General features: G+C 46.5%; 25 protein-coding genes. 12 read left to right on the forward strand and 13 right to left on the reverse strand.

Going from position 1 to position 26,245, the window contains the following annotated elements:
• Window position 1 precedes the first annotated feature (1 nt).
• From secF to mepA, 4 genes are all read left to right on the forward strand, one after another.
• Window positions 2-949, forward strand: a complete 948-nt coding sequence (secF, locus tag RH46_RS02780; protein ID WP_006877886.1) for a protein translocase subunit SecF — start codon at window positions 2-4, stop codon at window positions 947-949.
• Window positions 950-1,015: 66 nt separating this feature from the next.
• Complete coding sequence (locus RH46_RS02785; protein WP_006877887.1) at window positions 1,016-1,516, forward strand: hypothetical protein; 501 nt, start codon at window positions 1,016-1,018, stop codon at window positions 1,514-1,516.
• A gap of 66 nt (window positions 1,517-1,582) precedes the next feature.
• Complete coding sequence (locus RH46_RS02790) at window positions 1,583-1,915, forward strand: DUF1904 domain-containing protein (RefSeq protein ID WP_006877888.1); 333 nt, start codon at window positions 1,583-1,585, stop codon at window positions 1,913-1,915.
• An 88-nt stretch (window positions 1,916-2,003) separates the two neighbouring features.
• Window positions 2,004-2,804: a penicillin-insensitive murein endopeptidase gene (gene mepA, locus RH46_RS02795; RefSeq protein WP_040894981.1), complete on the forward strand. Its 801-nt coding sequence runs from the start codon at window positions 2,004-2,006 to the stop codon at window positions 2,802-2,804.
• A gap of 52 nt (window positions 2,805-2,856) precedes the next feature.
• On the opposite strand, the gene RH46_RS02800 is transcribed toward mepA, so the two are convergent.
• The 3 genes from RH46_RS02800 to rdgC all read right to left on the reverse strand — a co-directional run bounded on the left by RH46_RS02800 (window position 2,857) and on the right by rdgC (window position 5,582).
• Window positions 2,857-3,111, reverse strand: coding sequence for a YfhL family 4Fe-4S dicluster ferredoxin (locus RH46_RS02800; RefSeq protein ID WP_004747928.1), 255 nt, complete (start codon window positions 3,109-3,111; stop codon window positions 2,857-2,859).
• 2 nt (window positions 3,112-3,113) lie between these two features.
• The gene (gene trhP, locus RH46_RS02805) at window positions 3,114-4,514 is read right to left on the reverse strand and encodes a prephenate-dependent tRNA uridine(34) hydroxylase TrhP (RefSeq protein WP_006877890.1); all 1,401 of its coding nucleotides are present in this window, start codon (window positions 4,512-4,514) and stop codon (window positions 3,114-3,116) included.
• A 153-nt stretch (window positions 4,515-4,667) separates the two neighbouring features.
• Window positions 4,668-5,582, reverse strand: coding sequence for a recombination-associated protein RdgC (rdgC, locus tag RH46_RS02810; RefSeq protein ID WP_006877891.1), 915 nt, complete (start codon window positions 5,580-5,582; stop codon window positions 4,668-4,670).
• Window positions 5,583-5,798: 216 nt separating this feature from the next.
• On the opposite strand from rdgC, the gene phoB reads away from it, so the two are divergent.
• From phoB to RH46_RS02825, 3 genes are read left to right on the forward strand one after another with little or no spacing between them, the layout of a single operon-like run.
• Complete coding sequence (gene phoB / locus RH46_RS02815; protein ID WP_006877892.1) at window positions 5,799-6,488, forward strand: phosphate regulon transcriptional regulator PhoB; 690 nt, start codon at window positions 5,799-5,801, stop codon at window positions 6,486-6,488.
• Window positions 6,489-6,512: 24 nt separating this feature from the next.
• A complete protein-coding gene (gene phoR / locus RH46_RS02820; protein WP_006877893.1) occupies window positions 6,513-7,814 on the forward strand; it encodes a phosphate regulon sensor histidine kinase PhoR in 1,302 nt (433 codons plus the stop codon).
• Window positions 7,811-8,773, forward strand: a complete 963-nt coding sequence (locus RH46_RS02825; protein WP_006877894.1) for a PstS family phosphate ABC transporter substrate-binding protein — start codon at window positions 7,811-7,813, stop codon at window positions 8,771-8,773. Before phoR ends, RH46_RS02825 begins: the two co-directional genes overlap by 4 nt.
• Window positions 8,774-8,786: 13 nt before the next feature.
• On the opposite strand, the gene ppx is transcribed toward RH46_RS02825, so the two are convergent.
• Together ppx and ppk1 are read right to left on the reverse strand one after the other, a co-directional pair.
• Window positions 8,787-10,286, reverse strand: a complete 1,500-nt coding sequence (gene ppx / locus RH46_RS02830) for an exopolyphosphatase (RefSeq protein WP_006877895.1) — start codon at window positions 10,284-10,286, stop codon at window positions 8,787-8,789.
• Window positions 10,261-12,378 (reverse strand): polyphosphate kinase 1, encoded by a 2,118-nt coding sequence (gene ppk1, locus RH46_RS02835; RefSeq protein ID WP_006877896.1) that lies wholly within the window; start codon window positions 12,376-12,378, stop codon window positions 10,261-10,263. Before ppk1 ends, ppx begins: the two co-directional genes overlap by 26 nt.
• 195 nt (window positions 12,379-12,573) lie before the next feature.
• Between ppk1 and RH46_RS02840 the strand changes: the two genes are divergently transcribed.
• The 4 genes from RH46_RS02840 to phoU are packed head-to-tail and all read left to right on the forward strand — an operon-like array spanning window position 12,574 to window position 17,972.
• Complete coding sequence (locus RH46_RS02840) at window positions 12,574-14,757, forward strand: ABC transporter permease subunit (RefSeq protein WP_006877897.1); 2,184 nt, start codon at window positions 12,574-12,576, stop codon at window positions 14,755-14,757.
• A gap of 27 nt (window positions 14,758-14,784) precedes the next feature.
• Complete coding sequence (pstA, locus tag RH46_RS02845; RefSeq protein WP_006877898.1) at window positions 14,785-16,431, forward strand: phosphate ABC transporter permease PstA; 1,647 nt, start codon at window positions 14,785-14,787, stop codon at window positions 16,429-16,431.
• 2 nt (window positions 16,432-16,433) lie between these two features.
• The gene (gene pstB / locus RH46_RS02850; RefSeq protein WP_006877899.1) at window positions 16,434-17,252 is read left to right on the forward strand and encodes a phosphate ABC transporter ATP-binding protein PstB; all 819 of its coding nucleotides are present in this window, start codon (window positions 16,434-16,436) and stop codon (window positions 17,250-17,252) included.
• A 21-nt stretch (window positions 17,253-17,273) separates the two neighbouring features.
• A complete protein-coding gene (gene phoU, locus RH46_RS02855) occupies window positions 17,274-17,972 on the forward strand; it encodes a phosphate signaling complex protein PhoU (RefSeq protein WP_006877900.1) in 699 nt (232 codons plus the stop codon).
• Here the strand turns inward: phoU and RH46_RS02860 are convergent.
• The 7 genes from RH46_RS02860 to RH46_RS02890 form a co-directional block, all read right to left on the reverse strand.
• On the reverse strand, window positions 17,969-18,481 hold the full coding sequence (locus RH46_RS02860; RefSeq protein WP_006877901.1) for a hypothetical protein: 513 nt from the start codon (window positions 18,479-18,481) through the stop codon (window positions 17,969-17,971). The two genes, phoU and RH46_RS02860, sit on opposite strands and share 4 nt — an antisense overlap.
• 66 nt (window positions 18,482-18,547) lie before the next feature.
• Window positions 18,548-19,087, reverse strand: coding sequence for a porin family protein (locus tag RH46_RS02865; RefSeq protein ID WP_040894950.1), 540 nt, complete (start codon window positions 19,085-19,087; stop codon window positions 18,548-18,550).
• 217 nt (window positions 19,088-19,304) lie between these two features.
• The gene (locus RH46_RS02870) at window positions 19,305-20,237 is read right to left on the reverse strand and encodes a LysR family transcriptional regulator (protein WP_006877903.1); all 933 of its coding nucleotides are present in this window, start codon (window positions 20,235-20,237) and stop codon (window positions 19,305-19,307) included.
• A gap of 8 nt (window positions 20,238-20,245) precedes the next feature.
• Window positions 20,246-21,028: a polyphosphate kinase 2 gene (ppk2, locus tag RH46_RS02875; protein ID WP_006877904.1), complete on the reverse strand. Its 783-nt coding sequence runs from the start codon at window positions 21,026-21,028 to the stop codon at window positions 20,246-20,248.
• 60 nt (window positions 21,029-21,088) lie between these two features.
• A complete protein-coding gene (locus tag RH46_RS02880) occupies window positions 21,089-21,835 on the reverse strand; it encodes a copper homeostasis protein CutC (RefSeq protein ID WP_006877905.1) in 747 nt (248 codons plus the stop codon).
• A 140-nt stretch (window positions 21,836-21,975) separates the two neighbouring features.
• Window positions 21,976-22,278 (reverse strand): YebG family protein, encoded by a 303-nt coding sequence (locus RH46_RS02885; RefSeq protein WP_006877906.1) that lies wholly within the window; start codon window positions 22,276-22,278, stop codon window positions 21,976-21,978.
• A 102-nt stretch (window positions 22,279-22,380) separates the two neighbouring features.
• Complete coding sequence (locus RH46_RS02890) at window positions 22,381-23,274, reverse strand: LysR family transcriptional regulator (RefSeq protein ID WP_006877907.1); 894 nt, start codon at window positions 23,272-23,274, stop codon at window positions 22,381-22,383.
• A gap of 103 nt (window positions 23,275-23,377) precedes the next feature.
• On the opposite strand from RH46_RS02890, the gene RH46_RS02895 reads away from it, so the two are divergent.
• The gene (locus RH46_RS02895) at window positions 23,378-24,352 is read left to right on the forward strand and encodes a TDT family transporter (RefSeq protein ID WP_040894983.1); all 975 of its coding nucleotides are present in this window, start codon (window positions 23,378-23,380) and stop codon (window positions 24,350-24,352) included.
• Here the strand turns inward: RH46_RS02895 and RH46_RS02900 are convergent, their stop codons facing one another.
• Window positions 24,353-26,221: a sigma-54-dependent Fis family transcriptional regulator gene (locus RH46_RS02900; protein ID WP_040894953.1), complete on the reverse strand. Its 1,869-nt coding sequence runs from the start codon at window positions 26,219-26,221 to the stop codon at window positions 24,353-24,355. It abuts the gene before it with no gap.
• Window positions 26,222-26,245 lie beyond the last annotated feature (24 nt).

Here is a 26,245-nt window from a genome sequence, read left to right on the forward strand (position 1 = left end):
TATGTTTCAGATTCTAAAAGCAGAAAATACGATCGACTTTATGCGTTGGTCAAAATTCGCATTTGTGTTCTCAATCCTGATGATTGGTGCCTCTATCTTTACTCTGTCGACCAAATGGTTGAACTGGGGTCTGGATTTCACCGGTGGTACTCTGATCGAAGTGGGCTTTGAGCAACCTGCGAACCTTGAAGATATCCGTAGCGCGCTTGATGCAAAAGGTTTTGGCGACGCAACTGTTCAGAACTTTGGTAGCGCACGTGATGTTATGGTTCGTCTGCGCCCTCGCGATGATATGGCGGGTGAAACTCTGGGTAACCAGATCATCTCGGCAATCAAGCAGGGTACAGGTGAAAACGTTGAAATGCGTCGTATCGAATTCGTTGGCCCGAACGTAGGTGATGAGCTAACAGAAGCGGGTGGTCTGGCGATCCTTGTTTCTCTTATCTGTATTCTTATCTATGTATCGGTACGTTTTGAGTGGCGTCTTGCGGCTGGTGCGGTATTGGCACTGGCTCACGACGTTATTATTACCCTTGGCGTATTCTCGATGATGCAGATCGAGGTTGACCTGACTATCGTTGCAGCCTTGCTGACGGTTGTCGGTTACTCGCTCAACGATACCATTGTTGTATTTGACCGTATCCGTGAAAACTTCCGTAAGATGCGTAAAGGTGAACCATCAGACATCATGAACAGCTCAATTACACAAACATTGAGCCGTACTTTGATTACCTCTGGTACTACCTTGTTCGTAGTTATTGCTCTGTTTACTCAGGGTGGTGCTATGATTCACGGCTTCGCAACCGCACTTCTGCTTGGTATTACGGTTGGTACTTACTCATCAATCTATGTCGCTTCGGCACTGGCTTTGAAACTGGGTATTACCAAAGAACACCTAATGCCACCTCAGGTAGAAAAAGAAGGTGCAGAGTTCGACGAGATGCCATAAGGCCATCTATAGTCATTATTAAAGCCGCTGATTATCAGCGGCTTTGTTGTTTATAAAGGAAAGTCGATGCGTGTTTTAGCTCTGTTTTGCCTTGTGCTGTTCTCCAGCTCTCTGTCAGCGAATACGTTAGTGTTACCTGAGTCGTCTCGAGGGGAGCTCAGGCAGTCAATAACATCGTCATGGCAGTTGTGTGGTGAGTCACTCTGGTGTGAAGATGAACTGAAATATTATCGTGATAGTTTTATCGCACAGGCGAGTCTGGTTCAGGGAGTACTGCGTGTTGAGCTTATCAATGAATACTCGGCAGAGCGGTTAGGACAAATCCAGCTTTACCTGCGTCAGGATCGCTTTGTACTAACGCGAGCGGAGATTGAAGGTCAGGTATTTGATGTCGATAAGGCGATAGAGCAAACGTCGATTGAGCAAGCAGATAGAGCGCTAATCCTATTCTTAAACCAATTTCCTCAGGATACGAACAGGACACTCCATTGGCAGGCTAAAGACTGGCATGCCGAGCTGGTCAGCGACGGCGAGCTGATTACCCTAATGCTTAATCAATATTACTAGATTGGCAGTAAGACATTTCTCAGGAACTTGCTATGATGAAGCAAATCAGTTGTGAGGAAGCAAGTTATGCCACATTTACGTTTTCGCGCTGTCGAACCACAAACAGTGCAAACATTATCCAAATCTTTGATTGATTCACTTCAGCCTCTGATGGACTGCCCACGTGAAGACTTCACCTTCGAATATATTTACACCACCTTCTATCATGAAGGCGAAATTAGCTCGGCATATCCATTTGTAGAAGTGCTGTGGTTTGATCGTGGTCAGGAGACTCAGGATGCGGTCGCTACTACGATCACTGCTCAGGTACGCGGAATTATCGGTGAAGATGTCGATGTTGCCGTTATCTTTAGCGCATTAAACGCTAAAGGCTACTACGATAATGGTGAACACTACTAGTCCACTATCTAACGTTGCTCAGGGAGGAGTTGCTATGGGAACTGGCCATAATGTATCGAAGCCTTGCCTGCTGATACTGTCAGCCCTGATGGCTGCACCTGCTTCACTGGCAAGTCCATGGGAGCAAGTGACGACTCCTTCCACTCAACCTTCTCAAGCAATTGGCAGCTATGCCAACGGCTGTTTAGCTGGTGGAGCATCGCTACCTCTGCAAGGGCAGGGGTATCAGGTGCTACGTAGCCAGCGAGCCCGTTATTACGGTCATCCTGAAGCGATTCGCTTTATCGAACGTCTCGCTGCTCAGTCTCAGCAACAACTCTCAACTAACATTCTGATTGGTGACATTTCCCTGCCTCAAGGGGGGCGGTTCTCTTCGGGCCACTCTAGTCATCAAACCGGGTTAGATATTGATATCTGGTTAAGGTTGGCCGACAGGATGCTGACTAACAAGCAGTTAGCTGAGCCGCAGCCTCTGAGCGTCGTTAACCTCAAACAGTATCAGTTATTAAAAGACAATTGGGATGAGCGTCATTTTGAGTTAGTGAAATTAGCAGCCAACGATCAACAGGTAGCGCGCATCTTTGTTCATCCGGTTATTAAGCAGAAACTGTGTGCCACTGAAGATGGTCAGCAACGTGAGTGGTTGAGAAAAGTACGTCCTTGGTGGGGGCATCATTATCACATGCACGTGCGCCTCAAATGCCCGCAAGACAGCCAGAACTGCAAACCTCAGGCAGAGCCGCCATCAGGAGACGGTTGTGGCGCTGAGCTTGCTAGCTGGAAGCCTCAGCCTAAACCGGCGGCACCTAAGGTCGCCGCAGCCAAGCCGAAAAAGAAAAAACCTAAAGTGATGCCTAGTCAGTGCCAGCAGCTGCTAGAAGATATCTGACAGAGACAAAAACGCCGCTCAATTGAGCGGCGTTTTACTAACAGCTGTAGACCTAAGCCAGACCTTGAATGATGACGAATTTCTCAAGTAGCTCTTCGTCAGTCTCAACGTGGTTAGGGTCGGTAATGATACATTTCGTTATCGGACATACCGACTGACACGTTGGCTTTTCATAGTGGCCTTTACATTCAGTGCATAGATCAGGGTCGATCTCAAAGATAGTGTCACCCATAGTAATCGCGCCGTTAGGGCACTCAGGGTCACACATATCACAGTTAATGCACTTGTCAGTAATGAGCAATGCCATGATTACTTACCAGTTGGGTTACGGGTATCCTGACCAGCATTTAGGTTACGCATTAACAGGCCGTATTCTAGATCCATATCTTGTGGAACAGGAATGAATACGAAGTGGCCATTTCCTTTTGCGTCTTCGATTTGCTCTGACTTACGGTTTTCCATCGCTTCAAGAGTGAAGATAACGTTACCTTTTGGCGTCATTAGCTCCAGGCTGTCACCGATAACGAACTTGTTCTTCACTTCTACTTCAGCCAGGTCACCACGACGTTTACCAGTGAATTCGCCAACAAACTGTTGAGCGTCAGATACTGAGTAACCATAGTCGTAGTTCTGGTATGCATCGTGAGTGTGACGACGTAGGAAACCTTCCGTGTAGCCACGGTGTGCAAGGCTCTCTAGCGTGCCCATCAGGTTCTCATCAAATGGCTTGCCAGCAACCGCGTCATCGATCGCTTTACGGTAAACCTGAGCAGTACGTGCACAGTAGTAGAAAGACTTAGTACGGCCTTCAATTTTTAGTGAGTGAACACCCATCTTAGTCAGACGCTCAACGTGCTGAACTGCACGCAGGTCTTTAGAGTTCATGATGTAGGTGCCGTGCTCATCTTCGTAAGCAGCCATCTTCTCTTCAGGACGGTGAGCTTCAGAAAGCAGTACAACTTCGTCTGTTGGCTTACCACGGCCGATAGTCGTTTCTGGACGCTCGTCCTGAACCTCAACCGCTTGTGCTTCAGTTGGGTCAAACTTCTCAACGATATCGCCAGTGTCGTTCTCTTTGCCTTGTTCAACTTTGTATTCCCAACGACATGCGTTAGTACATGTACCTTGGTTAGGGTCACGTTTGTTGATGTAGCCAGAAAGCAGGCAGCGGCCTGAGTAAGCCATGCATAGAGCACCGTGAACGAATACTTCTAGTTCAGTTTCAGGACAGTGCTCGCGGATCTCTTCGATCTCTTCCAGAGAAAGCTCACGAGAAACAATCACACGCTCAACGCCGTTTGCAGCCCAGAATTTTACCGTTGCCCAGTTTACCGCGTTCGCCTGTACAGACAGGTGAATAGGCATTTCAGGGAAGGCTTCACGAACCATCATGATAAGACCTGGATCTGACATGATTAGCGCGTCAGGGCCCATTTCAACAACCGGCTTAAGGTCGCGGATGAAGGTTTTTAGCTTAGAGTTGTGTGGTTGGATGTTACATACCACGTAAAGCTTTTTGCCTTGGGCATGTGCTTCATCGATACCAATTTTCAGGTTCTCGTGGTTGAACTCGTTGTTACGTACGCGAAGGCTATAACGAGGCTGGCCTGCGTATACCGCGTCTGCGCCGTAGGCAAATGCGTAACGCATGTTTTTAAGGCTGCCTGCTGGTGACAGTAGCTCTGGTACGAATGCTTTCTCAGTAGTCATTGTATTTTCTCTAGTCTGATCTCAAGTCAGGTTACTCCCACCTGGTGGAAGTAATGGGGCGCAAATTTTACGTCAAAACGTGACTTGTGACTAGGAAAAGGTGCAGAAAGGCAATCAAAAACGCCCTACAAGTAGGGCGTTTTATCAAATCGCTTAAGCGTTAGGGTGTGGTAAGCCGCCTAAGCATTCGTAAAGGTTTGGCAGGAAAGCACTGAATTCACCGCACATTAGCGAGAAATCTGCATCAAAGCGTGCCGCTTGATCTTCACGTGGAATGTCATCGTTCTGATCTTTCAGCTCATCTGAGAACTTGAGACGTTTGATGCTGCCATCTTCCGCCAGAATAAATTCGATACGTTCTTGCCACCATAGCGCCAGCTTAGTAACAACTTTGTCTGCTTCGATGTGGCTGCGGATTTCGTCGGCAGTCAGCTCTTGCTTCTTACAACGAATTACACCACCTTCTTCTAGCACAGACTTAAGTTCTGCTTCATCGAGCATTTGCATGCCAACAGGCGTGTTACCCGTTTTAACCCATTCAGTCAGCGTGGTTTCAACCGCTGTTTCCGGGATGGCAGGGACAACAGGCAGGCTGCCCATCGTTTTACGTAGCAGAGCAAGAACATCTTCTGCTTTTTTGAAGCTGCTAGCGTCGACCAGGATAAAGCCTTCTTTTGGCAGAATCACCACGTTGGTGTGGTTGCTGCGGCTAAACGCACGCGGTAGCAGATCCATGACGATATCGTCTTTAAGGTTGTCTTTCTCTTTCTTCTTCAGAGGACGACCTTCTTGTGCTTCCATGGCTTCGATCTTGGCGTTAAGTGACTCTTTGATCACTGAAGCAGGTAGCATCTTTTCTTCTTTTTTGGCGCAGATAAGAATACGGTTTTCAGATACATGCGTCATCATATCGCCATGTTTACCCATCGCAGTTACCCAGCCAAACTTCTGTTTGTCCTGACTACCACACGGAGTAAAGCGAAACTCTTGAAGTTGCTTTTCTAGTTGGTCAGCATTGAATTCGATTTCACGATTAAATCGGTAAACCAGACAGTTCTTAAACCACATACTTTTTCTCTATACCTGAATTGAGCTGCTCATCATAAAGACTTTTGATTTATTTGTCTTACAACAAACTCGCAATAGTGGAATGAAAGTTATATGAAAATTAGTTTTCAAAGGTCACAAAAGTGTCATAATTGCTAGTGATAATGCCTATGCATCAAGAGGCGGTTTCACTGCCTTACTTATTGAGAAAACTCACTAACATAAGGTTATACAGTTATGTCTAGAAGGATTCTAGTTGTTGAAGATGAAGCACCAATCCGCGAAATGCTATGCTTTGTCCTTGAACAGAAAGGTTACCAAACAGTGGAAGCAGAAGATTACGATACTGCGGTAACTAAACTTTCAGAACCCTTCCCTGATCTAGTCCTTCTTGACTGGATGCTACCAGGCGGCAGTGGTATCAACTTCATCAAACATATGAAGCGTGAAGAGTTAACACGCAATATTCCAGTAGTGATGCTGACTGCTCGTGGTGAAGAAGAAGATAAAGTTCGTGGTCTTGAGGTTGGCGCTGATGACTACATTACTAAGCCATTCTCACCGAAAGAATTAGTGGCGAGACTAAAAGCCGTCATTCGTCGTGTGACTCCTACTGCACTTGAAGATGTTATTGATGTTCAAGGTCTTAAACTAGACCCAGTTTCACATCGCGTGATGGCAAATGACGATGCGCTCGATATGGGCCCAACCGAGTTTAAGATGCTGCACTTCTTTATGACTCACCAGGAACGTGTTTATAGCCGCGAGCAACTGCTTAACAATGTGTGGGGTACCAACGTATACGTTGAAGACCGCACTGTCGACGTCCATATTCGTCGACTACGCAAAGCGCTAGAAACCGCTGGACACGATAAGTTGATCCAGACAGTACGTGGTGCTGGTTATCGCTTCTCAACCAAAGCGTAAGTTTCAATACCAATGGAGATGTAGGTGGTAGAACGGTTAACTTGGAAAAAACTCGCTTGGCAGTTGGTTTTCCTTTACACCCCTTGGGTGATTGTCGGCTGGATTTTCGGTTACATGCCGTGGTTGCTTTTAGCAGCCACGGTTTTGCAGCTTGTATGGCATTTAAATAATCAAATGCGATTATCGGCATGGTTATGGGACGAAAAGCGTCTTACACCACCATCCGGCACAGGCAATTGGGAGTCTTTGTTCAACGGTATCTATCGCTTGCAGCAACGCCAGCGCAAAAAGCGTAAAGAGTTGACCAACCTGATTCGTCGCTTCCGCAATGGTGCAGAATCCTTACCGGATGCGGTAGTGGTTTTCCGCAGTGAAGGCAATATCGTTTGGTGTAACAAGTTAGCGCAGCATCTTTTGGGTTTTCGTTGGCCTGATGACTCGGGTCAGCCGATTTCTAACCTGGTTCGTACTCCGGACTTTATCCATTACCTCAACAAGCAAGACTTCTCTGAACCATTAGAAATGCGTTCACCACTCAATGTCGACCGCATGATTGAACTGCGTATCGTACCTTACATGGAAGGTGAGCATCTGATGGTGGTTCGTGACATTACTCAGCTCCAACAGCTAGAGGGGATGCGTCGTAACTTCTTTGCTAACGTTTCTCATGAGCTGCGTACTCCAATGACGGTTCTGCAAGGTTATCTGGAGATGACTGAAGACCCAGATGTTGTCGCAGGACCAATGTGGAACAAGGCTCATGGGGTGATGACCGAGCAATTAAGCCGCATGAACACCCTGGTTAATCAGCTTCTGACTCTGTCTAAGATTGAAGCCTCTTCGACACTGGAGCTGGAAGATATCGTTAATGTTCCGGCTATGCTCGAAGTGCTTGAGAAGGAAGCCGCCAGCCTGAGTGGTGATCTTGAACACAAGCTGACTTTTGAAGTGGATAATGATTTACGTGTCTTGGGTGATGATGACCAGCTGCGCAGTGCTATTTCCAATCTGGTTTACAACGCGGTGAAATACACGCCGGCAGGTGCCGATATTCATGTCCGTTGGTACAAAACGGCTCAGGGTGCTCACTTAGAAGTTAAGGACAGTGGTGATGGTATCGAGCCTCAACACTTGCACCGATTAACAGAGCGATTCTATCGGGTCGATAAGGCTCGTTCTCGTGATACTGGTGGTAGTGGACTTGGCCTTGCTATCGTTAAACATGCATTGAGTCACCACGATTCTCATCTGGAAATCAGCAGTGAGGTAGGGGTAGGCAGTACGTTTGCCTTTACATTACCCACGCGTCTGGTGGTGAATCGATGAAAAAACTAATCGTGGTTGCGCTGCTGTCACTCGTCAGCTCAGCACCAAGTTTCGCCAAACCTGCAATGCTACCTGACTATGATAAGGTGGCAGGCATCACTGGTGAGCTGACCACGGTTGGTTCCGATACCTTAGCTGGAATGACGACGTCATGGGTTGAGGAGTTTAAGCTGCTTTACCCGAGCGTTAATGGTCAGGTTCAGGCTTCGGGGTCATCTACTGCGCCGCCGGCTTTAACAGAGCGAATAGCTCAGTTTGGTCCTATGAGCCGCCCAATGCTTAATCGGGAGATTGAAGCATTTGAGCGCGAACATGGCTATAAACCAACCGAATTGAGAGTCGCAATAGATGCGATTGGTATCTTCGTTCACCGTGATAATCCGATTGAAGGTCTTAACTTTAGCCAGCTAGATAGTATTTTTTCAGCGACCCTCCGTTGTGGTGCGACTGAATCAATCTCAACCTGGGCACAGTTAGGCCTAGACTATCAGTGGGGTAAGCGGGGAATGCAGCTATTTGGCCGAAATTCAGTGTCCGGCACTTATGGTTACTTTAAGAAAAATGCTCTGTGTGGTGGTGATTTTAAGAATAGCGTCAACGAGCAACCGGGTTCAGCATCTGTTGTCCAGTCTGTAGGCTCGGCAATTAACACCATTGGTTATTCTGGAGTGGGTTATAAGGTTTCTCAAGTTAAGCTGCTACCAATCGCCAAATCGGGTGACGACTATATTGAGGCAAGCCAGCAGAATATCTTGTCGGGTAAGTACCCGCTCTCACGCTACCTCTACGTTTATGTTAATAAGCACCCATTCAAACCATTGAGCCCTATCGAGAGAGAGTTCGTTCGGTTCATCTTCTCGCAACAGGGACAGGAGCTGGTTGAGAAAGAGGGATATGTTCCTATCTCGCCACAGATAGCAGAGCAGGAACTCGAAAAAGTTGGAATTGTCGCGGATTAAGCTGCGCGATCAATTAGAAGACTAACTCCCAACCCGCACTACTCCAGTACTCTTGTTCAGAGAAGAGATCGGCATGAAGCAATTTATTGTGCTCAAGCCACTGTTCATCACTGGATGAGAGTATCCAACGCTCGCCTTCAATTTGCAGAGTTAACTCTGGCAGCGGGTCATCATTGCGCTGACCGTTGAGCAGGATAGCAAGACGTAAAACCCGAATCAGGCCGACAATCTGCTTCTTCTTGAACAGAGTAAACTCTTCCATTTCATGGAGTTTGAGCGCCTTACGCTGAAAACGCACTAACATAGCTAACACACGCTGCTGCTCTTGGTTAAAGCCGGGCATATAAGTGTTACGCAGAATGTAGGCGGAATGGCGATGAAATGCTTGCAGGCTGATACTGAGTCCCACTTCATGGAGCAGGGCACTCCACTGTAGCAGGTCGAACAGTTCAGAACTTTTCTTAATACCCAGTTGTTTGTGAACCTGCTGAAGAAATTCGCTGGCACTGCCTTTGATTTTTGCTGCATGCTCAAGGTCGACCAGATGTTTGCTGGCGAGGTTTTCGGTAGTGCGCATACGAATGTCGGCACGCTTGAAACTGTCTTCCATTTCAAACAGCAGACCTTCTCTCAGCGCCCCTTCTGAGAAGTGCATTTCATTGACTTTAAGGCTTTGGAAAACAGCGCTGAGTATAGCCACACCCGCAGCAAAGACAGGTTTCCGCTCGACCGTTAAACCTGAAAGATCGATTTCATCGATGGTTTGCCACTGACATAGGGTGTCAATCAGTTTTGTCAGTCGTTTGCTGGTGATGATGCCATCTTCATAGCCAAGGCCAATCAATACCTCTTTTATCGCTTTAATCGTGCCTGAAGAGCCGAACGCCACTTCCCAGCCTTTACGGCGATACTTATGACCTATCGACTCCAGTTTTTGCTCTGCGGCGAGAATCGCTTTAGCGAAGTTGCTGTTAGACAATTTGCCATTGGTGAAAAATCGCTTGGTATAGCTGACACAGCCCATCTGTTTACTGTTGATTAGCTCAGGTTCAAAACCTTTGCCGATGATCATCTCAGTACTGCCGCCACCAATATCGACCACTAACTTGGAATCTGATTCTGGTTGGGTATGTGCGACACCAAGATAGATTAGGCGAGCCTCTTCAACTCCGGGGATTATTTCGATCGGGAAAGGCAGCACATCCCGTGCTCGTTGCAAAAAGATATGGGCGTTATTGGCCTGACGCAGAGTATGAGTTGCGGCAATACGGACGTTGTCCGTTTCAAATCCCTGTAAGCGTTCTGCGAACATCGCCAGACATTCAAGACCACGCTCAATGGATGCATTATCTAAGTTTTTCTGCCCGTCTAATCCAGCGGCGAGTCGAACCCGCTGCTTATGACGGCTGACTAACTGCAGGTCTTGTTCAACAACCCGCGCAACAACCATATGGAAACTGTTGGATCCTAAATCGATCGCCGCAACATCACGTATTTCCGGATTCTGAGTCATAACTAGTGGCTTGCTCTTTACGTTTCTGAGTTCTAGTTTGCTTTTCTACCTGTTTAAGATAGTCGTAAATGGCAATCTGTGAGCGTACTTTCTTGCGGTTTCCACGCGGTACGTAGCTGTTGCTCATCTCTTTATCGATCCATCTTGCTTTTACTGTATCGGTAAAGTGGATGTTGATGATATCAATAATACGCTGTTTAAGACGTTGGTCACGGACTGGTGTCGCGACCTCTATTCGATAATCAATATTTCGTGTCATCCAGTCAGCGGATGAGATATAGACTTGCACATCGCCGCCATTATGGGTAATCAGCACTCTCGGGTGTTCAAGGAATCGATCGACGATACTGATGATCCTGATATTTTCACTGACCCCTTCAATTCCCGGAACCAGTGAACACATACCACGAATGATCATCTTAATCTCCACACCTGCTGAACTCGCTTCATAAAGCTTATTGACCAGACCTTTGTCGACTAAGTTATTCGCTTTTAGGGTGATGGCGGCTTTTTTGCCTTCCAGAGCGTTGTTAATCTCAGTATCGATCAGATGATAAAGTTGCTTACGAGAGTTTCTAGGCGACACGATAAGGTGGTTAAACCGAATTGGGCGGTACGGGTTTTCAATATAGCCAAATACGTTTCTTACTTCGTTAGTCAGCTCAGGGTCGGCAGTCAGTAGTGAAAAATCGGTATAGATGCGTGCGTTTTTTTCATGGAAATTACCAGTACCGATATGAGCGTAGCGGACGATTTCATCTTCTTCTCTACGGCTGATAAGCAGTAATTTGGAGTGAATCTTGAGGCCTGGAACACCAAAGATGACCTCGACTCCTGCTTCAGTCAGAACTCGCGACCACTCAATATTCGCCTCTTCATCGAAACGAGCTTGTAGCTCCACCACTACGGTCACGTTTTTGCCGTTATGCACCGCGTCAATTAACGAGTTCATTAAGCGTGAGTCTTTAGCTACCCGATAGATATTGATTTTGATACTGAGGACCTTGGGATCGAAAGAGGCCTGACGCACCAATTCACTGATATGTTCAAAGCTATGATAGGGGAAGTGGAGCAGTATATCTTGGGCCTTAATGGCTTCAAACTTGTTCGCGTAGCCTGCAAAATCCGCACATTCCATTGGAGGCAACGGCTTGTTTTCCAGATAGTCCCGACCAACGTTAGGAAAACCAATGAAGTCTTTAAAGTTGTGGTAGCGACCACCGGGAATCAGGCTGTCATAGTTAGAGATCTGGAGCTTTTCGCACAAGAAATCCAGCATCTCGAGTGGCATTTCCCGTTCGTAAACAAAGCGAACTGGCATGGCTGTTAAGCGTTGGCTTACCCCTTCGGACATCTGCTCAAGCAGACTATGCTCAACCTCGTGGCTTAAGTCATACTCAGCATCACGGGTCATTTTCATTGCGTAGCCATTGAGGCTTTGATACTCAAAGAAACCGCTGAATAGCTCATCGAGGCAATATCTGATGATGTTATCGAGCAAAATAATGGTTTTACGTCGTTTGCCTTTTTGCTCTGGCACCATCACAAAGCGCGGCAGGTGGTCGGTGGGGATTTCAATCAGCGCGTATTGGTTAGTCTGCTCTTGTTCGAGTTCTACCGCTATGTAGGCGTATTCATCCTTAAGAAACTGTAGAACATCGATGTCATCACGAAGCATCAATGGTGTGATGTGAGGCAAGACTTGGCGACGGAAGTATTTTCGCACCCACTTCTGTTGTGTTTCGCTCAGCTGAGTTTCGTTAACCAGAAAGATCCTTCTTCGGGCCATATCACGAATTAATTCAGCGTAAAGCTCGTCAAAACGCTCATTGAGGCGCAGCGCTTTGGTCTGCATTTTGGTGAGTAAGTGCTTGGAGTTGTCGTTACCGCCACGCTCTTGGTTGATCAAGATTCTGCGTTTTACATCAGCAAAACGAACTTTGTAAAATTCGTCTAAGTTATTGGAAAATATACCAAGAAATCGAATTCTCTCGATAAGAGGGACATGTTTGTCGGCCGCCTCTTGTAAGACCCGCTCATTAAAAGAAAGCCAACTTAATTCCTTTTCGATATACAGCTTTTCTGTGCTCATGATCTTACCCTATGACCTTGTGACGGACTCGAGTGAGGCAACCCCACATACTCTGGCTAGCAACTTAAGGGGTTAATATGACATTTTTATTGCAAATTTTATTGCATTGTTTTCAGTTGTTTAATGTGAACTGTAATATAATTGTCACCTAATGGAAATATTATACCCTAGGGCGAAAATAGGTAAGAGACAGGAATGACACGAGCAGAATTTTCATTGCGAGAACGTGATCGAAAACGGTTGATCAAAGATCGATTGGTTCGATTCACTGTATCTGCTGGTGGCGTTGGGGTATTAGCCGCATTAGTCCTGATCTTTGTCTATCTGGCTATGATGGTTTTACCTCTGTTTAGCGATGCCAAATTTACACCGAATGTTCGCTCGATTGAGATACAAGCAGCACAGCCGATTGCCGCTGGTGTCGATGAGTATGGCGAAAACGTGTTTGTTCTCTCTTCACAGGGGCGGCTTAACTTTTGGTCGTTAACTGAGCCGAGCCAAACCCCCGTTCTTTCTCAGCAGGTGGGTCAAGCCAGTGACCTGTTTGCTAAAACCCTGCCAGTGCTTGGTTGGTATGCGTTTGCTAGTGAACAGGGTGAAGTTACTCTGTTTAAGCCTCATTTAGATTCAGAACTGCAAAAAGGCAGTCGTAAGTTTTCTCCTCACGTAACGGAATTGTCAGCACCGGTTGATCTTCATCGCCAGGGTTACCGACTAGAAAAGTTCGCTTTTGCTAATGATGGTAACTTCACCTTAGTTGGTTGGTACGATGATAAAACGGTGCAGGTTCGTTGGCAGGATGGCAGTGAGAGTAAGTCTTTTACTTTCTCATCGCGCATTCCAAGATTAGATCAGATGCTGTTAACTCCGGATGGCAATACGCTTTATCTCCGATCAGGTTCCGATCTGATTGTCGCAGTCAAAGACTCAGAGAGTTTTACAGTGCGTGAGGTTGTCGATCTTAGTCAGGGGCAGGCCGAACACTCGGTGACCAATATTGATTTACTATCAGGAGCTTACTCGCTGCTGGTGACATATCGTGATGGTTTAGTTTCTCAGTGGTTCGATGTTCTCAAAGACGGTGAGCGTTCACTCACTTATATTCGTCAGTTTCATCTGGCTTCAGAACTACAGTTTCTTCTACCGGATAGCTACCGTAAAGGTTTCTACAGTTTCTACATCAATGGTACGGTTCAGAATCACTACACGACCAGTGAAAAACTGGTGATGTTTGAGCGTGCTTATCAGCAGGCTCCGCAGTTAGCTGCGATGTCGAACAATGAAACTTATTTAGTTGCAGTGAATGAAGGCCAGTTAGATCTGGCTGTGGTTGATAATCCGTTTCCTGAAATCTCACTCTCTTCTCTGTGGCAAAAAGTCTGGTACGAAAGCTATCCTGAGCCGGAGTTCGTTTGGCAGACCACATCGGCAAGTGAAGAGTTTGAAGCGAAATTTAGTCTGGTACCAATCGCATTCGGCACATTAAAAGCTGCGGCATTTGCGATGTTGTTTGCGGTGCCTGTTGCCGTGCTTGGCGCTATCTATACCGCTTACTTTATGACCGCGAGAATGCGACGTGTGGTTAAGCCATCAATTGAACTGATGGAAGCACTGCCGACAGTAATTATTGGTTTTCTCGCCGGTTTATGGTTTGCACCTATCGTTGAAAGTCATTTGGCTGCCGTCGTCGCATTGACACTGTTTTTGCCACTATCGACGGTCTTGATTGGCCTGCTATGGCACGCGTTACCAAAAGCGTGGACTGGAAAGTTTGCTAATGGCTGGCATGCAGCGATTCTGATGCCTGCGATGGTGATTGTCACCGCAGTGATCTTGTCGCAAAGCGGCAATATCGAGGCGTTACTGTTTGCCGGTGACGTCCGGGTTTTTCTTGCTGAACACGGAATAGACTTCGATCAACGCAATGCACTGGTTGTTGGCTTTGCAATGGGTTTTGCGGTAATCCCAACCATATTTACCATCGCTGAGGACGCGATTTTCTCCGTACCTAAACATCTCTCTGATGGTTCATTAGCCTTAGGTGCAACTCCGTGGCAAACCTTGATACATGTAGTGCTGCTCACCGCCAGTCCAGGTATCTTCTCTGCGATCATGATGGGGCTTGGCCGTGCGGTGGGCGAAACCATGATTGTACTCATGGCGACAGGTAATACGCCAATTATGGACTGGAATATTTTAGAAGGCATGCGCACGCTATCAGCAACGATTGCGGTCGAGATGCCTGAGTCGGAAGTGGGGAGTTCGCACTATCGACTGTTGTTCTTAGCAGCACTGCTGTTGTTAGTATTTACCTTTGCGGTGAACTCTTTAGCAGAGTATGTCCGTCAGCGTTTACGTGAAAAGTATCGCTCACTGTAACGGTCAATTATTTAGGAAGTGTTCAACGTGTTTAAGTGGTTAAAGTCAGGTTCTCCTTGGATATGGTTAACAGGTGGTGCAGTGAGTATCAGCCTGCTTTCCGTATTGGGATTGCTACTGCTTATTGGTTGGAAAGGCTTATCCTACTTCTGGCCAGCTCCTTTGTATCAGTGGCAGACCAAGCAAGGTGAGATTCTTGTTGGTCAGATTTATGCCACAGAATATGTCCCAGTCAGCCATCTGAGTGAAATGGACTTAGAGTTACCACAACAGGTACTTGATAAAGGTTTGGTTAAACGTTTGAGTATCAAGGTCGCTAACCGTGACCTTTATGATGCGGATTTTGTTTCATTATTGTCGATTGATTTGAACAAGCCGACTACCCCAGATAAATGGGCGGTGATCGAACGGAGCAGAGATGGTGATTTCTACGGCTACCCAGTGGGTTATATTCATGCTGATGGCAAGGTATCGACTAACTTAAGCAGTGAGATCACTACCGGACTTGCTTTCGCTAAATCGCTACGCGATGAGATTGAACGTTTAATTGAGCGCGATGTTCGGGTGATTAATGCTCAGGCAGAACGACTAAGGTTAGAAAAGCGTAAACGTAGCCTGAATGGTACCCTTGATGAAGAGTTTTTGACTCTCTATCAAAAACAGAACCAAGGTTACGTGGAAGCGTTAAATGCCACTGAGCTTAAGCTCGATAACTTACGCAGTCAGTTGGCGAACCAGGGCGTCATTGTTGAAGATATGACTGGTCAGCAAGTGACTATTCCTCTCAGCCAAATGTTAGATATCTGGTATCCGAATCAGATGAATACATTTGAGAAGCTGGCTCGCTGGGCGAAGCAAGCGTGGAAGTTCTTATCCGAAGATCCGCGAGATTCGAACTCTGAGGGTGGGGTATTTCCGGCGATGTTCGGCACAGTATTATTGGTTCTTATCATGTCGGTTATCGTAATGCCGCTAGGCGTCATTGCAGCGATTTATCTTCATGAGTATGCTAAGAACAATGCATTTACTCGTTTAATTCGGGTCGCGGTGATTAACCTCGCTGGCGTACCATCGATTGTGTACGGCGTTTTCGGTCTTGGGTTCTTTGTATATACCTTAGGTGGTTCCATTGATAATCTGTTCTATCAGGAACGCCTGCCTGCACCAACTTTTGGCACCCCCGGTCTACTTTGGTCTGCGTTAACACTTGCTGTTTTGACGCTGCCTGTTGTGATTGTTGCTACTGAAGAGGGGTTAACCCGAATCCCAAACTCTGTTCGTCACGGCTCGTTAGCGTTAGGAGCCACACAATTTGAGACCATGTGGCGAATTGTTTTACCTATGGCAAGTCCAGCGATCATCACTGGATTGATACTCGCGATAGCTAGGGCAGCAGGTGAGGTTGCGCCTTTAATGTTAGTTGGTGTAGTAAAGCTGGCATCAAGCTTACCTGTCGATAGTCAGTTCCCGTTCTTGCACTTAGACCGCAAGTTCATGCATTTAGGCTTCCATATTTATGATGTTGGCTTTCAAACCACCAATATCGAGAGCGCCAGACCTTTAGTCTACGCGACCTCATTCTTGCTGGTAACCGTTATTGTTGGTTTGAATTTAACCGCGATCAGTATTCGTAATAACTTACGCGAAAAGTATCGAACATTAGGACAAGATTAAGCATGTTTTCTGTCAATCAAACACTCGGCTACCCAACGCCGTTAGATGTGAACAATTTGACCGATGAGCAAACAGCCATTGCGATTGAAGGTTTAAACTTGTTTTACCAGAACACGCAGGCGCTAAGCGATGTCTCAATGCGTATTCCCAAAGGTCAGGTGACGGCGTTTATCGGCCCGTCTGGCTGCGGAAAATCGACATTGCTGCGTTGTATCAACCGAATGAACGATTTGGTTGAAGGGTGTCGGGTACAGGGGAAGGTCAAGCTACATGGCAAGAATGTTTATGATCCGGATGTCGATGCTGCTACTTTACGTCGTCGGGTCGGGATGGTGTTTCAAAGACCTAACCCGTTTCCTAAGTCTATCTACGAGAATGTCGTCTATGGGCTGCGCCTGCAAGGGGTGAAAAATAGCCGTTCACTAGACGATGCAGTAGAACGAGCGTTACGAGCGTCAGCGTTATGGGATGAAGTGAAAGATCGCCTGCACGAAAACGCATTTGGATTGTCAGGGGGTCAGCAACAGCGCCTGGTTATTGCTCGCGCGATTGCGATTGAACCGGAAGTTTTACTGCTGGATGAGCCTACATCGGCACTGGATCCTATTTCCACTCTGACGATTGAAGAGCTGATCAATGAGCTTAAAACGCAATATACTGTTGTTATTGTCACACATAACATGCAGCAAGCGGCGCGAGTGAGTGACCACACCGCATTTATTCATATGGGGAAGCTGATTGAGTATTCAGATACAGACTCTATCTTCACTTCGCCATTGAAAAAACAGACCGAAGACTACATTACAGGTCGATATGGTTAATCAGTTTTACACGGAGCTCCTATGAATTTTGGACGTCACATTTCAGGTCAGTTTAATGTTGAGTTAGAGTCGATCCGAACTCATGTGTTAACCATGGGCGGCTTGGTAGAGCAGCAACTTTCTTACGCGATGAAGGCTCTGTATAAAGATGACATTGAGTTGGCTAAACAAGTGGTTCGTGATGACCATAAAGTGAATGCTATGGAGGTCTCGATTGATGAAGCCTGCACTCGTATTATCGCTAAACGTCAGCCAACAGCGAAGGACTTACGCCTGGTAATGGCAATTATCAAGACCATTACTGATCTGGAGCGTATTGGTGATGTAGCGGCCAAAATAGCTCGTGCAGCGATAAAAAGTCCATCGTCTAAAGAGCGTCAATTCCATGTGTCATTAGAGCCATTGTGCCGACATGCGATCAGTATGCTGCATCAGGTACTGGATGCCTTTGCTCGTATGGATGTGGATGCGGCGGCTGAGGTTTATAAGCTAGATGATAAGCTGGATGCGGAGTATGAAGCGGTTATTCGTCAGCTGATGACCTATATGATGGAAGACCCAAAAAACATTCCTAATATTCTTCAGGTTATGTGGTCAGCACGTGCGATTGAGCGCGTGGGTGACCGTTGTCAGAATATCTGTGAGTACATCATCTACTTTGTTAAAGGCAAAGATGTTCGCCACTTGGGCGAACAAAGCATTGACGACGCACTGCGCTAGAAGTGAAACACAACTCCGGTTGAGAGTGTCGCAGACCAATGGGTGCCGAGTAGCGTCTTATTCTGGTCAATGTAGTGAAAATCACTGCCTAGTCGAAAGCCAACATTGTCATTTACAAACACGACCCATGCGGCTGATATTGTTGCACCTGTTGCTTCGGTATATGTTGAGTTACTTGACCAAACGTAGTCTCGCTTACCTTGGTACTCAACAACTCCCCCTTCAAGTTGCAGTGCCATCTTCATTGGGTGATCGATAAATTGATATTGGCCGCCGACGCGGTAGGTCTTGAAACGATCTTTATCGAGCAAAATCTCCGCTGAGGTATGTGAATAGCTGAGATACAAGGCATCAAGCCCAGCGACGTCGGTTAATCCTAATTGCAGTCCTCCTCCAGAGATACCGGCCCCAAGGTAAGGCCCCATTTTCAGTTCTGGTGAAATATGTAAGCCAGTTGCTCCCGCTGTAATCGGAGCCAATAGCGCGAGAGATAAAAGTTGCTTTTTCATGATAGGTACCTGAATTTAATCTCAAAGTAGCCATCCATGGCTAAGCTCTGTTGCTTTTCTATTGGGTTAGAATTTGTAACCAAAAGTCACCGAGAACTGATCGACGAAGTGGTCGATGTTGTCCGTTTCCAAATTTATGAAGTCGGCGCGGAAGTCAGCATAGAAATGTTCACTGAATGTGCCTCGAACACCGGTACCGATAAACAGCGAGGAATCGCTCCAAGAACCTAAGTTTTCCCCGATAAGGCTGATTTCTTCTTTGAAGTTTGCCCAACCAATAACGCCATAAGGTTTGACAGAGAAACCGTCGAGATTGAAGGTATAACCGATATCTGCATCGAGCTTAAACGTCTTACTATCGCTTTCGCCGAAAGTACGATAAGTACTATTGGCTTTGCTGTAAGAGAGATTGAGGCCGACAATATGGTTGAACTCATACCCGTATTCTAGTTTGATGCCATTCCCTGAGTAGTCATAAGACGGAGAATTGACTTCTTCAATTGATGTGCTGTTGAAGCCCAAACCAAGGCGGTGACCTTCATTGTTTGCAAGAACGGGTGCAGATAGAAGTGAAGCAGTTAAAAGGGTAGTGAAGGCTAGTTTCATTTCTTGCTTTCTCTTTAAGTTAATGTGCTCTCCTTCCTAGAAATTACTTGAGTCCGTTGAAGCTATAGTAAGTTTGTTGGCTTATAAGCTCTAATTAGTAGCCCTTATTGTTCTGATAAGCGTTGCTTCTTAAGTTTGTAGGGGGGAATGAGATACTTCTAGGAGCAGAGTAATAAAGTGAGATAGCGTGGACTAGATAAATAGCGCTCGGATTACGTTAGAACTGGTTTGCAATCTGATTGTTGAGCACCTGCTGAATTTGCTGGTGGAGCCATTCTATAAGTGGAGTTTGACGGTATTTACTGTGGTAAAAACTATAGACATTGTGAAAATAGGGTTTGCCTTGAATAGTGACATCCAGTGCTTTTAGAGTCGGATAGTTTTGGATTGGGAACAAGTTAGAATGAGGCAGAAAAAAGTCACTCTGTTGAATCACATCTACCACTGCCATGACAAACTCTGAACGGAAACCTATTTCTGGATTGACGCCTTCTTCCTTCATAAGATTGGCTGCAAGAACAAAATTGTCGTTCCAACCAGGAGTAATAACCGAGGCAATTGGGTAGGGGGCCATGTCTGAAGCTGTGACTTGCTGTTTTTTCACTGGGTGTGATTTATTCACAATGATCTTAGCCGTAAGTTCAACAAGTTTTTGCTGAGAGATGTTTTGCTCAGTTGACATTTCGAGGTTAATTCCGAGCAGAACTTCACCTTTTTTAATCTCTTCAAAAGTAGAACGTTGCCAACCAATCAGCTCGACTGTGCAGTTAGGTGCTTGCTCTTTCAATCGGAGAAACAGAGAGCCTGACAGGCAAGTGAGTACTATCGGAGCGACGGCGATTTTAATAGCGCCAGATAGCTTGCTAGGATCAAATTCCTTTACTTGATTTAGTTCGCTTGCGAGGCCATCGAGGTGCGGAGCAATTGATGTAGCGAGTTGTTGAGCAAATGGAGTGGGCTCCAACCCCTTCGGCACTTTAACAAACAATTCATCATCAAAGTGGTTACGCAGTTTTTGTAGTGCCTGGCTGATGGCTGGCTGTGAGACAAACAGACGCTGGGAAGCCTTACGCATATTCAGTTCTTGCGACAGAACTAAAAATGTTCGTAACAGGTTTAAATCTAAGCTGTAAAACAGATCCTTTGCCATGCTATGCCTTAGTATTTCTCGGGAACGAAGGTTTGCTCTTCAAGTGGAGCCCGAATATAGCCTTCTTTGTTCAGTGGCGGTAGTTCGATCTCTGGATACGAAATATCTTGATACGCTATTTGATCGAGCAGATGGCTGATACAGTTGAGGCGCGCACGTTTTTTATTATCAGAGGGGACTACCCACCATGGACATTGCTTAGTGTCTGTGTAAGCGAACATCTTATCTTTTGCTTCAGAATACTCAGCCCATCGGTTACGAGACTCGAGATCCATCGGGCTGAATTTCCAGCGTTTGATCGGGGTGTTGATTCGCTCGATAAATCGCTTTTCCTGCTCTTCATCCGATACGGAGAACCAATACTTGAGCAGAATAATTCCGGAACGTTGCAGCATACGTTCAAACTCGGGGCATGAGCGCAGAAACTCTTCGTATTGGTCTTCGCTACAAAAGCCCATCACCTTTTCTACCCCGGCTCGGTTATACCAACTGCGGTCAAACAGAACGATTTCACCAGCAGCTGGAAGGTGGGCGACATAGCGCTGAAAGTACCACTGAGTTTTCTCTTTTTCTGTCGGGGCTGGCAAAGCAGCAATGCGGCATATCCTTGGGTTAAGCTTCTCGGTGATTCGCTTGATCACGCCGCCTTTACCTGCGGCATCCCGACCTTCAAAGATCACCACAACTTTGAGTCCTTCCTGTTTGACCCATTCTTGCAACTTAACCAGCTCAATCTGTAATCGTTGTAGCTCTTTCTCGTAGAACTTTTTACTCAGTTTGCCTTCAGCCATAACGCACTCCTTGGTTATCAAAAGGTTAGCATTAGTTGCTGTGGCGTGAGAGTGATAAAACTAAGAACTGAGAGCTTTTACTACCTTTTCAATCGCTTGACTGCTCGTAACTGGAATCAGGTAATCGTCGATATTTTGATTGCCCATTTTTGCCTGTTGATTAAGGTTTTTCATTTTACTCGGGCGAGTCGACTTGCCTGAAAGATGGACTTCTCTGACATGCGTATACTCAACGATAGACTGAACGTTATCGGCAGTCAGTCCGGCACCAGCCATTATTGATACGCGACCATCAGCGAGCTCGACCATCTGTTTTAGCACCTCAATTCCTTGTTCGACGTTGGCTGCTAATCCTGAGGTAAGAATACGTTCACAGCCTAAAGAAACGACGTGTTCAATCGCCTCTTGCCAATCGACACACTGGTCAATCGCACGATGGAAGGTAATACCCAGACCATACAATTTAGCCCGGTCGCAAAGTTGCTGAGCGAGGGGCATATCGATATGACCTTTATCTGATAACACACCTAGAACTACCCCTTGCAGTCCGGCTTCAGCTGCCGCTTCAATATCTAGCAGCATAGAGTCGATGTCGTCCTGATCGTAAACAAAGTCTCCTTGTCGTGGGCGAATCATGGCGTAGACCGGAATTGACGAAATCTGGCCAGCTTTTTTCATGAAACCGAAGCTTGGCGTCAGGCCGCCGAGAGCCAGTGATGAGCAGAGTTCAATTCTGGTTGCGCCGCCCTGGATGGCGTTATGAAGAGATTCGAGGTTATCAATACAGACTTCGATATGATATTTCATGGCAGTAGCTCACTTGAGAATGTGACGTTATTTTAGCAGTGCCAAAGTAAGATATTAGGGTAAACGTCAGCGATTTTACTTCCCCAAAAAAACAAAAACCTCAGCACCAGGCTGAGGTTTATTAATCTGAATCAGTATGATTACGCTGCGTCGTCTTGCGCTTCTTCGCTATCTTCTACAGCTTCAACCTTTTTAGGTTTCTTTGGTGCGGGCTTACGTTTGGCACCCAGAGCGTAGAGTACTTCTTCTTTGTTTTGTGCCAGGAACATCGCCAAGTCTTCTTGCTTGCCGTCATCTTCTAGCAGTTCACTTTTACCCAGTAGCTCAAAAAGCTCATCAGCCATATCGAGCATCTTGTCATATGCGTCAGCTTCCGCTTTAGAGGTAAAAGTCATTTTCTCTTCTCCGTTGCGTTCTACCACGTACTTGACGATTACAGCCATGGTTGGTCCTCTAACTCAAATTATTGAAAGTATTTACTGTCTGTTTATACAGTTTTTAACCAATTAAGTCTAGGCGACAGAGGAATTCTGAGATCCAAGTGGTTAGTCTTTGCGCCATTGGTGACAGTATTCAATAAAGGCCTTCAGTAACGGGCTCTGGTATTTCTCTTTGTGCACCAGTAACCAGAAGCGTCGCTTCATGTCGAGTGGTAGCTTGAGTTCCACCACTCGTCCATCGTGTAACGCAGGTTCTGCAGCCAGCTTCGAAAGGCAGCCTAACCCCAAGCCTGCCGAAACGCTGTTTATCAGGGCCTCGGTAGTGTTGAGCTGGAACGACTCCTGCCACTGTTCAATACGAGGTGCAATGACTCGGAGAAAAAACTCTCGTGAACCAGAACCAGGCTCGCGAAGTATCCAGTCACTATTTTCTAACTCTCCCACGGTAACATTGCTCTGTCTGGCCAGAGGGTGGTTTGGCGCGCAGACCACACACATCTCGTCATCACTAAACTGGGTTGAAATCAATTGAGGGTGGAGAGTCTTACCTTCAATCAGCGCCAGATCGAGTTCGTAATCGACCAGTTTCTCGCAGATCAGTGCTGAATTGGAGATAAACAGGCTTTGCGACAGGTGTGAAGTTTCACGACGAAAGTCACTTAACAGGTAAGGCGCAATTTGGTTACCAATGGTGTCACTGGCGCCAATTCTTAATTGACCGGATAGGGCCTGATTATTGTCGAACAGTTGTTCGATCCCTTGCGCGCGCTCAATGATTTCGTCGGCTAAAGGCAGTAGTTTTTGCCCTTCTTGATTGAGAATAAGTCGGTTATTTACCCGGTCAAATAGTGAATGACCAATCTGTTTCTCAAGTTCTGAGAGCGCCATGCTTACCGCGGCCTTGGACAGGAACAGAGCCTCTGACGCAGCCGTTAGGGTGTCATGTTGTGTGATGGCGATAAAAACTTTCAGCTGTTTGAGAGAGATATTAGTGGCCATATGTTCGTTTAGTTTGTTTGAACGGGTGTTCTAAATAATTAGATAGTTTCGAACGTTTGGCAAGCGTAAACTGCTCTCGAACTAACGAGATTGTGAGGCAATGATGATTAAAGCAGCAAAAGCAAAAGTGATGGGTGCGCCAACTCCTATGGCGGGCTTAGCGCTGGGTATTGCCAGTTTAGGTTGGTGTTGGGAAAACGCCGCCGCTTTTAATGGCTACGCTCAGTGGTCTGGGGCTGTGATTGCGAGCGTTTTGTTATTGATTCTGGCGGTCAAATTCCTGTTCCATCGTCACCTACTCCGTGAAGATCTTGCGCACCCTGTTGTGGGCAGTGTGGTGCCAACATTCGCGATGGGAACCATGGTTGTTTCTAACTCGCTAGGTCATTTTATTCCTCTCGCGGGTGACATGTTATGGCTAGTTGCTGTCGGGCTGCATATTGTCTTCCTAATCAGCTTTGTTTATCACCGAATGCAGGAGTTTGAACTTCACCATATGGTGCCAAGCTGGTTTGTCCCTCCGGTGGGCATTATTGTTGCGGATGTGTCTTTTTCAGGAAACCCTGCACTGACTGCTGTTGCGAATGGCGCGTTATTGTTTGGCATGTTGGCTTATGCTGTGATGCTGCCAATGATGATCTATCGTCTGATGTTTACTCACGAGATCCCTGATGCAGCCAAACCAACAATGGCAATTATGGCGGCGCCTGCCAGTCTGTCACTCGCGGGTTATCTGACTGTGACTGCTGAGCCTTCGCCTGTAATCATTGGTCTGTTATTTGGTATTGCAGTTTTGATGACAGCGATTATTTACCTTGCGTTTATTAAACTACTCAGACTGCCATTCAGCCCGGGTTATGCGGCGTTTACCTTCCCTATGGTGATTGGCTCGACTGCACTGTTTAAACTGAGTGCCTGGATGGAGAGTGTTGGGGTTGCCAACGAGTATGTTGCTCAAGTCCATTGGCTTGCTGGCTTTGAACTTGTGGTAGCAACAGTCGTTGTTGGTTATGTCGCTCTGAGATACCTTGCCTTCTACAAACCGGTGAGCAATGCGCTAGGTCTGGTCTCTCACTGATTAGCGCATACCTTGCTCTCTCAGCCGTTTATACAGAGTGTTGCGGCTGATATTCAAATCCTTAGCGGTCGCAGAGACATTGCGGCCGTTTTGCTCGTATACCGCTAACCAATCTTCGTTATTTAACTCTTCCTGGCTGTCCGATGTTAGCAGAGTCAACGGTGCTTGCTGTGGCTTAACCAACTCAGGTTGATGCTGCTGTAAATCTTGTAAGAAATCATCGGGGAGGTGTTCAACCGTGATGGTTTCATCTCCGGCCATCGCTAACGCAATCTGAATAACACTGACCATCTGTCTGATATTTCCAGGCCAGGGGTGTGACTTAAACATCGACAATACTTCCAGACTGATGTTTGGTGTTTCTCCTTCTGAGGCATACTTAGCCAGCAAAAACTTCACTAGTGCTTCTTTGTCTGTTCGCTCACGCAATGAAGGCAGGGAGAGGTTTAGTCCGGTCACCCGATAGTAGAGGTCCTGTCTGAATGTGCCACGTTCTACATCCTGTTTGAGATTACGGTTAGTCGCTGAAACCAGTTTAAAGTCAACAGGGTAAGAGGTGGTTGAACCAAGAGGTGTCACCTTACGCTCTTGCAGAACCCGCAGCAGGCGCGCCTGCACATTCATCGGCATATCGCCCAGTTCGTCCAGGAACAGTGTGCCTTTATCCGCTTTACGGATTAGGCCGATATAGCCTTTGTTGCTGGCTCCGGTAAAGGCTCCTTTCTCATAGCCAAACAACTCAGACTCAACCAGTTCAGCGGGAATTGCGGCACAGTTAACTGCAATCATAGCGGCGTGTTTACGTTCGCTCGACAGGTGTAGGGCGTTAACAAATACCTCTTTACCCACCCCGGTTTCACCATGAATAAGGATTGGAATATCGGTATTAAGAATACGGCTCGACTGAGTGATCGCCTTTGCTAGACGGGGATCGCCCATATTGAGACGTTGCAAATCCAGCGGAGCCTTAGCGTTCTCATCACTGTTTTTGGCAATGGATTTTCGGTAATCCAGTTGTCGCCCTTGCGGGACTTTCGGGGGAGTAATAATGCCAAAGAAACTAAAGCGAGAGTGAGTGGTAATCGCCGCGGGATTAAAAGGAGGGTGTGACAGTAGTTGCTCAAGTTTAATATCGAAAATCTGATCAAGTCGCTGTAGTGCCAGATCTTGCCCGAGTACCACTTCAGCTCGACGGTTGGCGGAAACAATCACTCCCTGTTCATTGAACACCAGTAGTGAAGACCACTGGCTATCGATATTTTCCGCTGAAGTGTTAAACCACAATAAGTAATGATCGGTTTGAAACTTTGATGCGATGAGTTGGTTTTCAATCGCTTGTGACATCAACTTGACCATGCCAAGGGTATGAGCGGTTGGCATATAGGCATCGCTGGATATCGATAGTACCCCAGCCATTTTTCTATCAGCATCAAACAGTGGAGCAGCTGAACCTGTCATAAAGCGATTCGATGTTAAAAAGTGTTCATCATGAAATACCTGAACAATTGAGCCAGTCTCTAAAGCAGTGCCTATAGCGTTGGTACCAATCAGATTTTCCTGCCAGTTCACACCATTTTGGAACACTTGTGGCTGCCTTTGTGAGAAAAAGCGCTGTTCACCCCAACTGTTCAACACCTGCCCATTGGTGTTGGCCAAAGTGATCAGACAGTTACTATTCGCCAGCAGGCTGTCATAGAAGGGCAGTACTTTTTGCTGGGTTGTGGTCAATAGCCCTGAGTGTTCTTCAAGAGTATGGGTAAATGCCTGTCCCGTTTCCATCTCTATGATCGGATTACTATTGTGAACGAGCCCCGCCTCCCGACAGCGTTGCCAGGAATTCTCAATCATTGATAAATGTTTCTTGTCCATACTTTTGACCACTAGCAGCGTTAA

Origin of the sequence: Vibrio brasiliensis LMG 20546 (genome assembly GCF_000189255.1) — a bacterium.
GTDB lineage: Bacteria > Pseudomonadota > Gammaproteobacteria > Enterobacterales > Vibrionaceae > Vibrio > Vibrio brasiliensis.

Bases quoted from the DNA above. Each gene is read 5' to 3' on its own strand.
- RH46_RS02790 (WP_006877888.1), top strand. From the start codon at position 1,583: ATGCCACATTTACGTTTTCGCGCTGTCGAACCACAAACAGTGCAAACA.
- RH46_RS02840 (WP_006877897.1), top strand. From the start codon at position 12,574: ATGACACGAGCAGAATTTTCATTGCGAGAACGTGATCGAAAACGGTTG.
- mepA (WP_040894981.1), top strand. From the start codon at position 2,004: ATGGCTGCACCTGCTTCACTGGCAAGTCCATGGGAGCAAGTGACGACT.
- RH46_RS02885 (WP_006877906.1), bottom strand. From the start codon at position 22,278: ATGGCTGTAATCGTCAAGTACGTGGTAGAACGCAACGGAGAAGAGAAA.
- RH46_RS02785 (WP_006877887.1), top strand. From the start codon at position 1,016: ATGCGTGTTTTAGCTCTGTTTTGCCTTGTGCTGTTCTCCAGCTCTCTG.
- secF (WP_006877886.1), top strand. From the start codon at position 2: ATGTTTCAGATTCTAAAAGCAGAAAATACGATCGACTTTATGCGTTGG.
- RH46_RS02860 (WP_006877901.1), bottom strand. From the start codon at position 18,481: ATGAAAAAGCAACTTTTATCTCTCGCGCTATTGGCTCCGATTACAGCG.
- phoU (WP_006877900.1), top strand. From the start codon at position 17,274: ATGAATTTTGGACGTCACATTTCAGGTCAGTTTAATGTTGAGTTAGAG.
- ppk2 (WP_006877904.1), bottom strand. From the start codon at position 21,028: ATGGCTGAAGGCAAACTGAGTAAAAAGTTCTACGAGAAAGAGCTACAA.
- ppk1 (WP_006877896.1), bottom strand. From the start codon at position 12,378: ATGAGCACAGAAAAGCTGTATATCGAAAAGGAATTAAGTTGGCTTTCT.
- rdgC (WP_006877891.1), bottom strand. From the start codon at position 5,582: ATGTGGTTTAAGAACTGTCTGGTTTACCGATTTAATCGTGAAATCGAA.
- ppx (WP_006877895.1), bottom strand. From the start codon at position 10,286: ATGACTCAGAATCCGGAAATACGTGATGTTGCGGCGATCGATTTAGGA.
- RH46_RS02865 (WP_040894950.1), bottom strand. From the start codon at position 19,087: ATGAAACTAGCCTTCACTACCCTTTTAACTGCTTCACTTCTATCTGCA.
- RH46_RS02880 (WP_006877905.1), bottom strand. From the start codon at position 21,835: ATGAAATATCATATCGAAGTCTGTATTGATAACCTCGAATCTCTTCAT.
- RH46_RS02895 (WP_040894983.1), top strand. From the start codon at position 23,378: ATGATTAAAGCAGCAAAAGCAAAAGTGATGGGTGCGCCAACTCCTATG.
- phoB (WP_006877892.1), top strand. From the start codon at position 5,799: ATGTCTAGAAGGATTCTAGTTGTTGAAGATGAAGCACCAATCCGCGAA.
- RH46_RS02900 (WP_040894953.1), bottom strand. From the start codon at position 26,221: ATGGACAAGAAACATTTATCAATGATTGAGAATTCCTGGCAACGCTGT.
- RH46_RS02870 (WP_006877903.1), bottom strand. From the start codon at position 20,237: ATGGCAAAGGATCTGTTTTACAGCTTAGATTTAAACCTGTTACGAACA.
- RH46_RS02800 (WP_004747928.1), bottom strand. From the start codon at position 3,111: ATGGCATTGCTCATTACTGACAAGTGCATTAACTGTGATATGTGTGAC.
- pstB (WP_006877899.1), top strand. From the start codon at position 16,434: ATGTTTTCTGTCAATCAAACACTCGGCTACCCAACGCCGTTAGATGTG.
- RH46_RS02825 (WP_006877894.1), top strand. From the start codon at position 7,811: ATGAAAAAACTAATCGTGGTTGCGCTGCTGTCACTCGTCAGCTCAGCA.
- RH46_RS02890 (WP_006877907.1), bottom strand. From the start codon at position 23,274: ATGGCCACTAATATCTCTCTCAAACAGCTGAAAGTTTTTATCGCCATC.
- trhP (WP_006877890.1), bottom strand. From the start codon at position 4,514: ATGACTACTGAGAAAGCATTCGTACCAGAGCTACTGTCACCAGCAGGC.